This is a genomic window from Oxalobacter paraformigenes (assembly GCF_000158475.2).
Taxonomy (GTDB): Bacteria; Pseudomonadota; Gammaproteobacteria; order Burkholderiales; family Burkholderiaceae_D; genus Oxalobacter; species Oxalobacter paraformigenes.
The window spans coordinates 1,191,861-1,206,327 of record NZ_KI392031.1; the positions used below are offsets into that span (position 1 = coordinate 1,191,861).

16 protein-coding genes are annotated in these 14,467 nt (G+C 53.0%); 11 read left to right on the forward strand and 5 right to left on the reverse strand.

The window, feature by feature from the left end:
- Nucleotides 1-36: 36 nt before the first annotated feature.
- Nucleotides 37-813 (reverse strand): class I SAM-dependent methyltransferase, encoded by a 777-nt coding sequence (locus OFAG_RS09670; RefSeq protein ID WP_005876376.1) that lies wholly within the window; start codon nucleotides 811-813, stop codon nucleotides 37-39.
- A 487-nt stretch (nucleotides 814-1,300) separates the two neighbouring features.
- Here OFAG_RS09670 and OFAG_RS09675 point away from each other — a divergent pair, with 487 nt between their 5' ends.
- Entirely contained in the window at nucleotides 1,301-2,071 is a 771-nt protein-coding gene (locus OFAG_RS09675) for a copper resistance protein NlpE N-terminal domain-containing protein (protein WP_005876375.1), read from the forward strand.
- Here the strand turns inward: OFAG_RS09675 and OFAG_RS09680 are convergent.
- Nucleotides 2,060-2,623: a GNAT family N-acetyltransferase gene (locus tag OFAG_RS09680; RefSeq protein ID WP_005876373.1), complete on the reverse strand. Its 564-nt coding sequence runs from the start codon at nucleotides 2,621-2,623 to the stop codon at nucleotides 2,060-2,062. The two genes, OFAG_RS09675 and OFAG_RS09680, sit on opposite strands and share 12 nt — an antisense overlap.
- A 719-nt stretch (nucleotides 2,624-3,342) precedes the next feature.
- Here OFAG_RS09680 and OFAG_RS09690 point away from each other — a divergent pair.
- From OFAG_RS09690 to OFAG_RS09710, 5 genes are all read left to right on the forward strand, one after another.
- Complete coding sequence (locus tag OFAG_RS09690) at nucleotides 3,343-3,930, forward strand: NAD(P)H-dependent oxidoreductase (protein WP_005876371.1); 588 nt, start codon at nucleotides 3,343-3,345, stop codon at nucleotides 3,928-3,930.
- 14 nt (nucleotides 3,931-3,944) lie between these two features.
- Complete coding sequence (locus OFAG_RS09695) at nucleotides 3,945-4,388, forward strand: pyrimidine dimer DNA glycosylase/endonuclease V (protein ID WP_040720170.1); 444 nt, start codon at nucleotides 3,945-3,947, stop codon at nucleotides 4,386-4,388.
- A 141-nt stretch (nucleotides 4,389-4,529) separates the two neighbouring features.
- Nucleotides 4,530-5,021, forward strand: a complete 492-nt coding sequence (locus OFAG_RS09700) for a TspO/MBR family protein (protein ID WP_020995212.1) — start codon at nucleotides 4,530-4,532, stop codon at nucleotides 5,019-5,021.
- 123 nt (nucleotides 5,022-5,144) lie between these two features.
- On the forward strand, nucleotides 5,145-5,939 hold the full coding sequence (locus tag OFAG_RS09705) for a YoaK family protein (RefSeq protein WP_005876365.1): 795 nt from the start codon (nucleotides 5,145-5,147) through the stop codon (nucleotides 5,937-5,939).
- Between the two features lie 93 nt (nucleotides 5,940-6,032).
- The gene (locus OFAG_RS09710) at nucleotides 6,033-6,722 is read left to right on the forward strand and encodes a nitroreductase family protein (protein ID WP_005876363.1); all 690 of its coding nucleotides are present in this window, start codon (nucleotides 6,033-6,035) and stop codon (nucleotides 6,720-6,722) included.
- A gap of 29 nt (nucleotides 6,723-6,751) precedes the next feature.
- Here the strand turns inward: OFAG_RS09710 and OFAG_RS09715 are convergent, their stop codons facing one another.
- Entirely contained in the window at nucleotides 6,752-7,423 is a 672-nt protein-coding gene (locus tag OFAG_RS09715; RefSeq protein WP_005876361.1) for a TetR/AcrR family transcriptional regulator, read from the reverse strand.
- Nucleotides 7,424-7,582: 159 nt separating this feature from the next.
- Between OFAG_RS09715 and OFAG_RS09720 the strand changes: the two genes are divergently transcribed.
- The gene (locus tag OFAG_RS09720) at nucleotides 7,583-8,548 is read left to right on the forward strand and encodes an HlyD family secretion protein (RefSeq protein ID WP_005876359.1); all 966 of its coding nucleotides are present in this window, start codon (nucleotides 7,583-7,585) and stop codon (nucleotides 8,546-8,548) included.
- A 4-nt stretch (nucleotides 8,549-8,552) separates the two neighbouring features.
- Complete coding sequence (locus tag OFAG_RS09725; protein ID WP_005876358.1) at nucleotides 8,553-10,145, forward strand: DHA2 family efflux MFS transporter permease subunit; 1,593 nt, start codon at nucleotides 8,553-8,555, stop codon at nucleotides 10,143-10,145.
- A 271-nt stretch (nucleotides 10,146-10,416) separates the two neighbouring features.
- Here the strand turns inward: OFAG_RS09725 and OFAG_RS09730 are convergent, their stop codons facing one another.
- On the reverse strand, nucleotides 10,417-10,806 hold the full coding sequence (locus tag OFAG_RS09730) for a hypothetical protein (protein WP_005876356.1): 390 nt from the start codon (nucleotides 10,804-10,806) through the stop codon (nucleotides 10,417-10,419).
- A gap of 274 nt (nucleotides 10,807-11,080) precedes the next feature.
- Here OFAG_RS09730 and OFAG_RS13955 point away from each other — a divergent pair, with 274 nt between their 5' ends.
- The 3 genes from OFAG_RS13955 to OFAG_RS09745 all read left to right on the forward strand — a co-directional run bounded on the left by OFAG_RS13955 (nucleotide 11,081) and on the right by OFAG_RS09745 (nucleotide 13,015).
- Nucleotides 11,081-11,263: a hypothetical protein gene (locus OFAG_RS13955; protein WP_020995214.1), complete on the forward strand. Its 183-nt coding sequence runs from the start codon at nucleotides 11,081-11,083 to the stop codon at nucleotides 11,261-11,263.
- On the forward strand, nucleotides 11,242-11,517 hold the full coding sequence (locus tag OFAG_RS09735) for a type II toxin-antitoxin system RelE/ParE family toxin (protein ID WP_005876354.1): 276 nt from the start codon (nucleotides 11,242-11,244) through the stop codon (nucleotides 11,515-11,517). The genes OFAG_RS13955 and OFAG_RS09735 overlap by 22 nt, the downstream gene beginning before the upstream one ends.
- Nucleotides 11,518-12,208: 691 nt before the next feature.
- Nucleotides 12,209-13,015: a glycosyltransferase gene (locus OFAG_RS09745; RefSeq protein WP_005876352.1), complete on the forward strand. Its 807-nt coding sequence runs from the start codon at nucleotides 12,209-12,211 to the stop codon at nucleotides 13,013-13,015.
- Between the two features lie 60 nt (nucleotides 13,016-13,075).
- Here OFAG_RS09745 and OFAG_RS09750 read toward each other — a convergent pair whose 3' ends face one another.
- Nucleotides 13,076-14,236 carry a serine hydrolase domain-containing protein gene (locus tag OFAG_RS09750; RefSeq protein WP_020995216.1) on the reverse strand — a complete coding sequence of 387 codons (1,161 nt, stop codon included), beginning with the start codon at nucleotides 14,234-14,236 and terminating at the stop codon, nucleotides 13,076-13,078.
- Nucleotides 14,237-14,467: the final 231 nt, after the last annotated feature.

The following is a 14,467-nucleotide window of genomic DNA, read 5'->3' on the forward strand; positions in this document are numbered from 1 at the left end:
GGAGTGTCTTGGAAGGCAATCCTCCGGACAGCTTACCTAGATTTTCTTTCCGATATAGAAAACATAACCGTAGAAGGCTTTGTACTGGTGGTATAGCGCCATTTCATGACGCTGACCGGCAATAAGCTCTTTGACAGTCTGGTTACCCTCATGTCTTTTTAAAAACGCTTCCTGTATCTGGCAACAGGGTGCGAAATAATGTTCCGTCCAGCAATTTTCGGGCAGGACAAAGGTGGCAACCGGCACATAACCCGCCTTTTGCATCTGGGCTACTTTGTTCGGAATGGTATCTATTTCAGGATAATGCCGCATCCAGAAGTCGTATATCTCTGCCGGGCGCTCGGCGGTGAACCACGATGCCTCCGATACGGCGATATATCCATTTTTCTTCAGATACCGCTTCCATTCATTCAACCCCCGTTCAAAGCCGATGTTATATATCGCGCCTTCCGACCAGATCAGGTCCAAGGATTCCTTTTCAAACGGAAGTGTCTCCACCATCGAGCCCACCATGCCTTTTACCCGCCTTTCCAGACCAAGCCTCTCGGCATGACGGTTAAAGATAGTAATAAAATCGGGGAAGAGGTCGAGACCCGTTACCTGACCCGGCACATTTTGCGCCAGCGTCATGGTTTGTCCACCCGTTCCACAACCAAGGTCGGCGATGCGGGATTGTGAAGTCAGATTGTCGATGAAGCCTAATGCCTTGAGCGTTGCTTCGGGGCTTCCGGGCCCCTGGCGTTCTACATTTGAAAAATATTCGCAGATTAAACTGAAATCGAATTCGTGAATTGTTTTATTTTCGTTACTCATTATTTTAATTTAATACTATGACCCTACGGGCATGACAATGCCTGTCGCCATGACGCGCAGATCAAACTTGAATTAGAGAAATAGAAAGACACTCTCGAAAGAATTTTCGAAAGCAAACGAATGCACAATCTGTACAAGAATGCCAGATTGTTTACTTAACAAGATCCGATTTGAATGTTTTTGTCATCGCCAGAAGGATACTCAATAATTTGTTTCAAAGCAAATGCGCTGCTGTAAAAACGTATTACCTTTGCACAAGCCTTAGGTAAAGCAATGGAAAAACCTGGCAAATTAAAGCAGCTCGCTCGTTTTCTGTCCGTTCCCTGTTCCGGTTTTTCGTCTTTCAATCTGCGGCTATTTGGAATTAGGGTTCAGGGTAGCCCGGTAGTGGACAAAGAGGACGCGCCCTTCAGATAAGTCAAACCGCTGTCACGCCAAACCGGTATATTCATCAGGAATAACCGGATACGACTACCCCGCAAAAAACATGAAACGAGCGATCTGCCTGTTCCTTGCCTTCTTATCCCTGTCCCTTCTTGCTGGCTGCCATGAAAAACCGTCCGCAGACATTCGGACACCCAACGGAATCTATACCGGTACGCTTCCCTGCCAGAACTGTACAGGCCTCGAAACCGCCGCCACATTCAATTCTGATGGGAGAGTCGTCAAATCCATGCTGTATGAAGGCACTGACAAGCCTTTTTCTACCGAAACCGGCCAGTGGAAAATGGACGACCAAGGCAAGGTGACCGCTGTTTTTCCTTCCGGCACACACTATTTCCGGGCCGGACCCGAAACGGTGGAAATCCTTGACGGAAACGGCAAGCCCTATCCTGCCGGCAGCGGTCAATATACGCTTCAAAAACTGCGCCCCCGGGATTCTGTCTTCTTTGCCGGGAACTGGTTTCTGGACGGCTATAACGGAGAAGGATACCGCCAGATTATGAAAATCCGTGGCGAAACGGTAAACGACGTTATTGTCGATATCGACTTTTCAGGCGCAAGAAAAGGATGCCGTTTCCGCAGCAAGGGACACATTTCAAACGGGCAAATCGAAATCCCGCTGAATAATGCCGAAGCCGGTATGGGTGGCACCCTGATCATCCGGCCTTCCCGCGAAAACGATACGTTGTCCCTTTTCACGCTGAACCCGGACGACCGCAACGAACTGATGTATTTTTGCGGAGGCGGCGGCTCGCTGGCCGGAGACTACAAAAAAGCGCACAGAAACGTGAAAGACAAAGGCTCATCCCGGTGACCGTTCCGTTTTCCGCTCCGGATTGGCAATACGGTAAACATAGTGCGGTATCGCCTTCCCCATCGTCAGGCGATAAACCGTTTCCACGACCCGCATCCCGTTTTTTCTGGCAACAGCACGGGACGCCATATTGTCTGCCCGGATAATCGAATACACCTTTTCCAGTCCCAGTATATCGAACGCCACCTTGCGGCAGGCCAAGACGGCTTCGGTGGCATAACCGTTTCCCCAATAGGCCTTTTCAAACAGGTATCCGATCTCGTGAATCTCGTCATCGCCATGCCTGCTGACAAAAATACCGGCATGCCCGATCATTTCGCCGCTTTCTTTCAGAACCACCGCCCACATGCCGAATCCCTCGTCACGATAATTCCGGAACTGGCCCTCAAGCCAGAACCGGATTTCCCGATCGGTAAATGTCCGTTCATACACCTTCGTCACCACTTCATCCTGCAAGGCCCGGCACAAGCCGGGAAAATCGTCGGCGGTCAATTCCCGAAGCAAGAGTCTGCCGGTTTCAGCAACGGTTTTTGGCGAGTTTTTTTCTGTCATGCATTTCAGTCTCATACTGCCCTCAAAGCGGGAACAATTATGCTATCACAGGAAAACAGGCGCATTACCTGAAACAAGCCTTGTCCCTTTCCGGTTCCTTTCCGTTATTTCGGTAAAAAACGCCTGAACGGTTTCACCCCCTCCGGTTTCCGGCACCGTTGTTCCGTTTCTGTTCCTGATATCCAGACCGCGTCGTCGCAACCGGACATGCCAGAACGTCCCGCCCGTTTTTTCAGGACAGGGAAATTTTTTCTTTTTAAAGGCAAACCGCCCTTTCCGGCAGGCAACCCGATCATTTGGGCGATCCTTCGATAACCGGCTATAACCGGTATCCGGGAAGAAAGCGTCCCGCTTGTCGCGCGCCTTCCCCATCGTTTTCTGCCTGCCCGGCGCAAAACGGTTCTTCCGTACACGCCACCCCGGAAATGGCCTCCTCAAAAAGACCGCCTGTTGTCCTGCCCCGTGACAGCCCCAAGACTCTGGGCCACCTCTCATAAAAATCCCATTTCAAATGGCAAGGCCTTCAAGTTCCCGTTGCAGGCAAAAGCAAAACACGTCCTGCCGGAAAAAGAAACGAACCACACAAGAAAATACCGGCCGGGTATTGAAAAACCCCGTCCGTCCCCCATTTTCAGTTATTGAATCCGAATCAAGGGACAATATCCGTTTTCAACGGAAAATACCTCCCGTCTCCCGAAACCGTTTGAAAGTGAAAAACCATGCGCCACATTTTTGTCGTTAACGCTTCGAAACATTTCGGCCATTCGCAAGGCCGTCTGAACGATTATCTGGCCGGACTTGCTGTTGAAACGCTGAAAAGTCTGGGCCACGAGGTCAAAACGACCCGTATCGACGACGGGTACGACATCGCGGCAGAAGTCGAAAAATTCGTATGGGCCGATGCCGTGATTTACCAGATGCCGGCATGGTGGATGGAAGCGCCCTGGATCATGAAGAAATATGTCGATGAGGTTTTTACTGCAGGACATGGAAAAATATACGAAAGCGACGGCCGCACCCGCTCCGATTCCGGCAAAAAATACGGTTCCGGCGGGCTTTTGCAAGGCAAGAAATACCTGTTTTCCATCACCTGGAATGCCCCGCTCGAAGCGTTCGCCGATCCGGATCAGTTCTTTGAAGGCAAAGGAATCGACGCTGTCCTCTTTCCTTTCCACAAAGCCAACCAGTTCATCGGCATGTCGCCCCTGCCGACTTTCATGTGCAACGACGTGATCAAGGATCCGCATATCGCAAACGATGCCGCCCGATACCGGGAACACTTGCAAGAAGCCTTCGGCAAACGCTGACCGACAGCGTGCCTGTGCGTCTCTGGACACTTCATCCGCGCTATCTGGACGCCCGCGGCCTTGTAGCCTGCTGGCGCGAGGCTTTGCTGGCCCGTCAGGTACTGGCCGGAAACACAAAGGGTTACCGGCGCCATCCGCAATTGCAGCGTTTCTCCCGGACGGACGATCCTGTACTGGCCATCGACACTTATCTCGCCGGGCTTCTTGACGAAGCCCGGCGCCGTTCCTACCGGTTCGACGCTTCCCGGATCGGAACGCCCGGCTTGTCTGTCGCCAGCCTTCCCGTCACGACAGGCCAGCTCGAATTCGAAAAAAAGCATCTGCTGGGAAAACTGGAAAAACGTTCTCCCGGTTTCATTCCTCTCCTTGAAAAAACCGTTCCTCTCCAGCCGCATCCCCTGTTTACCGTAGAAGAAGGGGAAATCGAACGCTGGGAAAAACTTCCCGGAACACCCTGACAGCACACCTTCAGCCGTATCCATTACGGCATTCCCCGCTGAAAACGCCCCTTCCTGGACAATTGTCAGAAGAAATTCCTGTCCGGGAACTCACGCACGCGTTTTCACTCCAACAGACATTTGAACCCGGGCGGCAACCAAATGACCATGCAAAAATCGTCTTCAACAATGGGGAATATCCTTACCGTGATCTGGCCCATCGTCTTGAGCCTTGCCGTAGGTGCGCTTGCCGCTTACATGCAGGAAGATTCCATCCGGAACTGGTATCCCTATCTCAACAAGCCGCCGCTGACTCCACCGAACGCGGTCTTTCCGGTTGTCTGGACTATCCTCTACATTATGACGGGCCTTTCCATGGGGCTGATCCTGCTGAAATCTGACGACCGCAAGCGGTTTCTGCGCACCCTGTTTCTTTTCCAGCTTTTCCTGAATTTTTTCTGGTGCTATCTTTTTTTCTACCGCCAGAATCCGTTAAACGGTCTCGTCTGTATTGTCGTCCTCGACTGGATAGCCATCTGGTATGCGGTCAAGGCATGGCCGGTAAAGAAAATCAGCTCCATCCTGTTCTGGCCGTATATCGCATGGCTTTGTTTCGCAACCTATCTGAATTTGTACATTTATATGTATAACTGAATCTTTCCAGGTTGCCGCGCACAGCAATTCCGGCCATCAAGCCGCCTGTCAGAAACCGTTACGGAAAACGTCCGGATCGTTTCCATCTGTCGTCCTTCTTTTATCGGAAACCGCAGGAAATCCATGAAAGCCGCCAAAGAGACCGGTACAACCGACACGCTTCCGCCAGCCTGCCAGACCGTTTCACTGGGCAAAAACAGCTTCCGCGTCATTCTTCTCACCACCGTGTCGGGATTCGTCGAAGTGACCGCCTTCATGGATTGCGACCGGCTCTACGCTTCCATCATGACCGGCAATACCGTCCAGCTCGGAATGAATCTTGCCGCTGCGAACTGGACGAGATTTGGCCTTTTTGCCTATGCCATCGTCCTCTTTTTCATCAACTGCATCCTCGCCAGCCTGATCCGACGGCATCTGGCCAGACCCCGGATGGAACTGGTCATGATGGCGGCCGTACTCATTTTGGCCAGTATCGCCAGATTGCATCCCGCCTGGAATCTGGCTCTGGAACTCCCGCTGCTCTCGCTTGCGCTGGCAATGCAGGGTGAAACTATCGCCCGGTTCGGCGCCGTCTCGCTCCAGACGCTGGTCGTGACCAACAACATCATCAAATTCTGCGACGCGTTCACCGGACGTTTCATTTCCCGCCGTTTTCTGGAAAAAACGGGGAGCGCCGTACCGACGCTGGATGAAGTATTGCTACCCGGTCTGGCATGGCTGGCTTATGTTACATCAGCAGGCCTTGCCGCCCTCGTCCACGGCATGAACCGCTTTTTCCTGCTTTTGCCTGCCTGTCTCGTCATGTTGGTGGCAGCGAGTCTTCAAAATGAGGAAAAACGACATAAAAACAGGAAGATACCTTCTTTCCATCACGATAAAACCGCCGGAAATATCGAAAGCGACCAGACAAACGACTGATCCGGCGTCAAGACGGATCAGGCAGATTTGGCTTAACATAACTGTTATCGTACCCGCATACCGACCGCATCTTTCATTCAACGGAGAAATCCCATGTCCACCATTGAATCCTCGCCAATCGACACCGTTATCGCAAGCCGCCAATCCATTCGCGCCTATAAAAAAGACCCCGTTCCTGCCGGACTGATCGAACACGTTCTCGACATGGCATCCCGCGCGCCGTCAGCAACCAACATGCAACCCTGGAAAGTCTATGTCCTGACGGGCAACGCGCTCAAAAGACTGACGGATGCGGTCTGCACCGCGTTCGACAACGAACCCGAAAAGCACCAGCCGGAATATTCCTATTATCCCGACCCGCCTTTCGAACCTTATCTTTCGCGCCGCCGGAAAGTCGGCCAGGACATGTACAGCCTGATAGGCATTGCCAGAGAAGATCACGTCAAAAGACATCAGCAGCAACGGCGCAACTTCGAATTTTTCGGCGCGCCGGCCGGCTTTATCTTTACCATCGACCGCAAGCTGCCCTGCGTCAACTTCATCGATTATGGCGCGTTCTTCGAAAACCTCATGCTGTCCGCCAAAAGTCATGGCCTCGATACCTGCCTGCAGGCATTCTGGAGCGATTATCATCTGATTATCCGCGAGCAACTGTCCCTTCCCGCCGAAGAAATGGTACTGGCAGGCATGGCTATCGGATACGCCGCTACTGACGCGCCGATCAACCGGCTGGCTACAGACCGTGAACCTGTCTCCGCCTTTGCCACCTTTCTGGACAAATGATGAAAAAGCGTACCGGCTTCAGACCAGGCTTACGCCCCGTATGCCGCCACAAAAACCCGGACGGCATCCCGGACAGTTTTCCCGATGCGTTCTGCCGATAAGGGCATATCCACATCGAAGAGGCAGCGTTCGTACCATTCGGCATTGAGCAGACTGCGCAAATGGGTAGCGGCGGCAAACGGATCCGCCAACGGCTTCAGTTGGCCGTTCGCCACCGCCGCCTCCAGAAAAACGGCAATCAGTCCGATCGTCTTCTTCGGGCCGTTCTCATAATAAAAACGGCCTGTTTCCGAGCGTACCGATTCCGCAAACAGCACCCGCCGGATGGAGAGGATTTCCGGAGAGTAAACAAAAGCGATGTATTTTTCACCGAAGCGGCGCAATGCCGCTTCAATATCGCCGGCCGGCTGTTTCAACACGCTGTACGCTTCATCGGCGAGTTTCCGGCTGACTTCCGTAATCGCCGAAGGCGGCTGTTCCAGCATCGAAGTCAGTTTCCGGCTCTTGCTGTCCGCTATACGGCGCACGACTTCCAGAAAAATGGCTTCTTTCGAGGGAAAATAACTGTACAGGGTCATTTTCGACCCGCCAAGACGGGCCGCAATCGCATTCATCGTCGCATTGTGAAAACCCGTTTCCCGGAACACGGCGGACGCCGCGTCCAGAATGGCTTGCCGTTTCGCTTCCGTCTTCTTTTTCATCCCGGCTCTTTTCCAGACTGCAATAAGTTTATAAAATATACCGCAGAGTACAGTTTAGGAACACTCCCTGAATGGAAAACCGTTCTGGCAAAAGCCTGTCACGACCGTTTTCCTTTCCTTGCGTATTCCTGAAGAAAACAAGCACAAAGGACAAGACGAATGGATGCGGAGAATACGGCAGCCGGGAAAACGACTGTAAAAAAAACGGATTCGCCCAGAGTGAAACGCCTCAAAATTCTGGGGTGCGTCGTCATATTGTGCGGCATCGCATACGGCCTTTACTGGTATTTTTACGCCTCGCATTTCGTCTCGACCGACAATGCCTATACAGCCACTGAAGTCGCCCAGGTGACGCCATCCGTGGAAGGCATTGTCCAGCAAGTCAAGGTCGTCGATACGCAGACGGTCAAACAGGGAGACGTTCTCGTCACGATCGACGATACCGATACCCGGCTGGCCCTGCAACAGGCCGAAGCCGATGCGGCGCACGCCAGAGCGGAACTGGCGGCCGCTGAATCGGACTACCAGCGGGCCGCCGTCGATCTGAAGCGCCGGAACGCCCTGATTTCACTGGGCGCCGTTTCCGGCGATGAACTCACGAAAACCCAGAACGCCTACACTTCCAGTCAGGCCGCCATTCAGGCCGCGAAAGCCGCCATCGCGCAGGCTGAGGCACGGATTGCACAGGCGAAAGTCGATCTGTCCCGGACGGTTATCCGCGCTCCTGTCGATGGCACCGTGGCAAAACGCACTGTCCAGATCGGGCAGAAAGTATCGGAAGGCGCGCCACTACTCGTCGTCGTGCCCGTTTCGGAAATGCATGTCGATGCCAATTTCAAGGAAGGACAGCTTGAAAAAGTCCGGACCGGACAAAAAGCCGAACTGTATTCCGACCTGTACGGAAAATCGGTTATTTATCACGGCACTGTCGAAGGCTTTTCGGGGGGAACCGGTTCCGCTTTTGCCCTCATTCCCGCGCAAAACGCCACCGGCAACTGGATCAAGGTCGTGCAGCGGCTGCCTGTCCGGATAAAACTTGACCCGGAAGAACTGAAAGCGTACCCCCTTCAGGTCGGACTTTCCATGACCGTCACCATCGACACGCGCGACAACACACCGGAATGATCATATGGCAACCGGGACTTCCACCCCTTCCATATCGGCCCTGAACACCGAGTTCAACCAGCCGCTTAAAGGCAATATGCTGTGGTTCGCCGCCATTCTGCTTTCCGGAGCCAATTTCATCGCCGTGCTCGACATGACGATTGCCAATGTGTCGGTTTCCAGCATTGCCGGCAATCTGGGCGTTACCACCAGTCAGGGCACCTGGGTCATCACGTCTTACGCGGTTGCCGAAGCCATCACAGTACCCCTGACCGGCTGGCTGGCAGCCCGTTTCGGAGCCGTGCGCGTCTTTTGCTGCGCGATGGCCTGTTTCGGGGTCTGTTCGGCCATGTGCGGTTTTGCCAATTCGCTGGGATTTCTGGTTGCGGCCCGTGTCTTGCAGGGATTGTCCGGCGGCCCGATGCTGCCTTTGACGCAAACCCTGCTGCTGCGGATTTTTCCGCGCGAAAAAGCCATGGCCGCCAACGGATTGTGGGCCATGACGACCCTGACCGCGCCGGTTATCGGCCCGATTCTCGGCGGCTGGATTTGCGACAACTACAGCTGGTCGTGGATTTTTTTCATCAACGTGCCGATCGCCATTATTTGCAGCTGGCTGACATGGCAACTGCTGAAAGGGTTCGAGCGCGAACTCGTCCGCTCGCCGATTGATGTGATCGGTCTGGTTCTCTTGGTCGTCTGGGTCGGCGCCTTCCAGATCATGATCGACGAAGGCAAGGACCTCGACTGGTTCTCTTCCAATTATATTGTTGCCCTGGCTATTATCGCCGCAATCGGTTTTGCCACATTCCTGATATGGGAACTCGGGGAAAAACACCCGATCGTCAACCTGTCCGTTTTCCGGCACCGGGGATATTCCATCTGCGTTTTCACCATCAGTCTGGCTTTTGGCGGCTATTTTGCCGCCAATGTGATCACGCCCTTGTGGTTGCAGAATTTCATGGGCTATACCCCCACCTGGTCGGGTGAGACGACGGCATGGAGTGGCGTCACCGCCTTTTTCGTGGCTCCGCTGGCCGCCATATGGGCGCGGAAAACCGACCCCCGGCGGCTGATCTTCGGCGGCCTCATGTGGCTTGGCCTGATCACGTTCGGACGCTGTTTCCTCAACACGGACGCCTCGTACTGGTGGATCGCCCTGCCCATCATGCTGATGGGACTGGGAAGCCCGTTCTTTTTCGTGCCGCTGATCGGACTGGCGCTGATGAATGTGGAAGAAAGCGAAACCGCATCCGCCGCCGGACTGATGACCTTTTTGCGAACCCTGTCGGGCGCTTTCGCCACGTCCCTGGTCAACACCACATGGGAAGACAAGATCAACTACAATCACGCCGAACTGGCCGGACTGGTCGACCGGACGGGCGAATACTTCCGGCAGCTCACCGAATCCGGCATCCAGACCGAAACGGCCCGTGCCTTAATCAACAATGCCGTCACCAACCAGAGCGCCATGCTGGCGACCAATCAGGTGATGATGATCGTCAGCGTCTGTCTCATCCTGTCCGCTTTCTCCATCTGGCTGGCGCCGAAACCGGGGAAAAAAGCGGCCGGCAGCCCGAAACCGGAAGCGTCGCCTCGGGCCCGTGAACCGGGTTGAATCGTCCGCCGGCGTGCGGCAAGGCAAGCCGGCTGTTCAGTAACGGTTCGGAATGGTCACTCTGAGGGATTTCAGCACGCCCGGTGAACCCACCGGTTCTCCTGCCTTGTCTGCAATTTTTTGCGACTCTTTCCGGATTTTCTTGCTCATCTGAAAAGGAAAATTCCTTTTCCAGCCTCTCCCCATCCCGTCTGTTTTCTCCCTGACTTCGAAATAAGGTATGCCGACAAGGCAGATGCCGATCCATACCGTCCGACTCTTCCTGAAAGGGTCACTTCATAAACCTGCCTGACCACAACAGAAGCCTGTCTTTAACCCGCACATCGTTGAAATAACGATAAATTCCGCGCCGGTTTTCAGCAACCACTTTTTCCACCCGCGTGTAATGCATGTGATTGGCACGCGCTGCCAGGGGAGTAATATTACCCTCCCAGTCCCCCGAACCGCCGAAATCGGCATTGATCCAATGTCCGGCAACCCATTGTCTTCTTCCGGAAAGCGTTACACTTTTCAAAAACCTGCCGATAATACTTCGCCTGGCATCACTCCCCAGCCCCATGGAAAAGTTCTCGGCAAAACGGACAAATATCTTTGCCTGCTTGTAAAGGGTTCCACCGGAATAAACAATGTTTCTGCATGGGGCAACCCTTTTCCAATCCATTGGAGGCGTTCCGGTTAGGTATGGGGCTCGCATGGCACTTCTTTCCAGAAGATAAAACTACCCGGTCTTTCGTATCGGAGGATGAAAATTGCGCGTGTCGGCAGCAAGCGGTATCCCGGAATTTAAACAGACTGTTTCCGGAAGGCAACGCCACCTACCCATAACGCATTCATGACGGTTATGGAAAGTATTGTTGAAAAAATATTCCAAGGCTCAGTTTGCAAGCCGTTGAAAAGACTGATAATTTTCAGTTTTTATCAGCAGGAAGAAGACCATGAAAAAAATGTTTTCAGCGCCGGAAACCATCCCGTTCGTGTCGTTTTCACAGGCTGTCCGGGAAGCCGTCGAGTGCGCCGAGAAAGGCCAGCTTGTGGAACACAAGCGGGTCTGGAGACTGTTTCGCGATCTCAAAATCAGAACGCTAAGGTTAATGGAATGCCCAAAAAGAAAAAACTGATGTGGACCAGACTGGCCCTGAACGACCGCAACGAGCTGTTTTACGCGCATGCCGACCGGGACGAAGCGATATTCACTGACGAAGCCATCGACGAAGTAGCCGAAAAGCTTGTTACCCCAACCGAAACAGGTTTTCCGGGACGGGTTAAAGGCACAATGGAAGCCGGTATTTCCGATCAGCTTGTTCTTGTTTACGATTCAACGGACAGCCAGATCCGGATATTGCGCATACTGTCCACGGCATCGCTCCCATAAAAGCGGGAACCTTCCAGACACAGTGTGTGTCTGCCTCGACGTCGCGCCCCTGTTTCCGCCATGAAACCCCCGACGGAAAAACGAGGTGTCGTTAAGCCATAAAACAGGCAAGACACCTTCTGCCGATATCGCGCCCGGTTCCGGAAAACACCACACTTCCGCTTTTGCCTCCCTGCTCCGGGGATTTCTGAAATGGGGGTAAAGGCGTCATATCCCGTGCCTGCCTGAAAACAGGGTATGGAAAACCGCTTTTTGAAAAGGCGCTGAAACATTGTCGCGTCACCATTTCGACAGCGGGATGTGATGAAAGGAAAACCGGACCCGGTCGCTGAAAGCTCCTCCATCCTTTCAGGCACCCACAGGAAAACAGCCTGCGCCTGACCCATATTCCTTCAATGACCGGTCGGGAAAAGCGCTTGACAGCCCCGGTTACCTTAATAAATGAAATGGCGTCCTGCTGCAATCAAATGCCGACCACGCCGAAACAGCGTTTCCCGGGCAATCCGATTCCAGACGATCCCGGAAAATACCGCGCCGGGTTCCGAACTTGTCATTTGCCACAAAATTAATGTAGCATAATTTTCCGCCGCAGCGCATTCCTTTATTGAGTGCATGACCGGCGGCTTCCCGGATTATACCCGTTCGTTCAGGTTATCCATTTGGTAAACAACACATCACTTTCACATTAAAAATGGATTTCAGCCAGGAAAGCAACGTCACTATCGTACTGACGAGTTGCGGACGTTTCGATTTGTTGAAAAAGACACTGGACAGTCTCGACACATTCAATACTTACCCTGTCCGGGAAGTCATCATTACCGAAGATTCGGGAAGCGAAAAAGTTCACGATGCCATTCCCGAACACTGGAAACCGTACTGCAAGGTATTCGTCAATTTGACCAATCTGGGGCAACTGGCCTCTATCGATCTCGCCTATCAACATGTAAAGACCGACTATATCTTCCACTGCGAAGACGACTGGGAATTTTACCGTCACCGCTTCATAGAAGATTCCCTCAAAATCCTGGAATCGGATCCGGACGTTCTGCAGGCATGGTTGAGAAGCTATCACCACGATATACGAACCCATTCCCTCATGAAAGACGGAAAGGAATGCCGCCATACGCTCGGAACGTATCAGCTTGCAGGCGATGTCGGATTTTTCAGGTTACGGCACAATCACAAGAACTGGCAGGGATTCAGCTTCAACCCCGGCTTGAGGCGCCTTTCGGACTACGACTTTGTCAAACCGTTTTCACAATACCGCCTTTCCGCCGAAGGCGAATCGAAAACCTCCATAAAATACGCCGCGATGGGCAAGTACGTCGTCATTCTGGAAAACAGCGCCGTCATGCACATCGGCTGGGCCGATCATGTCGTTGACGATGCGGAAAAACGCAGAAAAAAACAAAAGCGGATAAAACGGATCGTTCTGGGCCTTGCGGGATTTTCCACCGGCATACTGATCGGTTTTTTCCTGGGATGGCTGGCGTTCTGAAAACCGGGGAACCCGTTTCTGTTCCGGGTTTCCGCGTTTTTCCTTTGAAACCTGTTTTGTTTATTCCCTCATGGCGGAATAAATGGCATTGCGGATATCCACCGCGACGACTTCATCCAGCGCAGTCGTCGTCATGGTCACAACCGACAGCTTTTTCGCCGGATCGGCAAACCATCTGGAACCGTACACTCCTCCCCAAGCCAGCGTCCCCACAGTTTGCGGGGTATTTTCCGCGGCGACGGGATCGACGATAACCCCCCACCCCAGACCGAATCCGATACCGGGCCGTGCCTCGATACCATGCAATACATTGGCCGACATCGTGCTCATCAGTGCCTTGTCCGCAAAAGGAGCGATTCCGGTACGGATGGCTTCGACCAGCCGCATCAGATCGGAAGCGGTTCCGATAAGACCGACTCCGCCTGATGGATATTCGTCCGGAAGAAAAACGCGTTCGGGTGAAAAATGGAAATACCGGTCGTCCGGAGAACTCAGGTACTGATCGTCGGCCATCCGTGCCAGTTTTCCATTGTTCAGGTAATAGGGAGCCGCCACCCTTTCCCGATCGCTTTCATTCACATAAAACGCCGTATCGGTCATTCCAAGCGGTTTCAAAACCAGATCGGACAGGGCTTGCGGAAAATCCTTGCCGTAAACTTTCGCAATAACCGCTCCAAGCACATCCGGCCCCAGCGAATACAGCCAGTTCGTGCCCGGTTCGAAACAGAGCGGGGCTGTCGCCAGCCGTTCCAGATTTTCTTCCAGCGTCATGCCGGTCATGTCGAGGCCGTCCGACACGCCGGCCCTTGCATAAGGGCCATCCTCTTTCTGGGCCCAGCGATAGTCCAGACCCGACATATGGCATAAAAGCTGCCGGATCGTGATGGCCGGTTTTGAACCGTCTGCCAGTTCCGGCGTGAAATAAGGGAGCCATTTCGAAACGGGATCGTCAAAATCCAGTTTTCCCTGCTGGATCAGTGCGGCAACGGCCAGACTGGTAAACGCCTTGCTGATCGAAGCCAGACGAAACAGCGTGTTCTCCCGCATCGGCCTGTTCGCCTCGATATCAGCCAGGCCGGCCGCTTTTTTATAAACCGGTTTTCCGTCATGCAAAACCAGAACGACGACTCCGCCAGTCATTTTTCGGGCGAGATTCCTGTCGATGGCCTCATCAACAGCAGTTTCCAATTTTTCAGGCTGGCAAACAAAAGCATTTTCCATCTTCTTCTCCCAATTCGTTCCGAACATGTCCCAAACGATTATAAACTGACGCAAGTAAAACCTTCTACAGGAAATCGCACACATTGCAACCCTGTATTCCTGTCTTTACGGCACCGACAAGAATTGTCCGTCCGTTTTGTCACGAAAAAACCCGGCTATTGTAAAATTGGCTTTCATTCAGCAAAAAAATAACGTTATACTGGCAAATCGTCCGGTTTGATATCCCAGGAA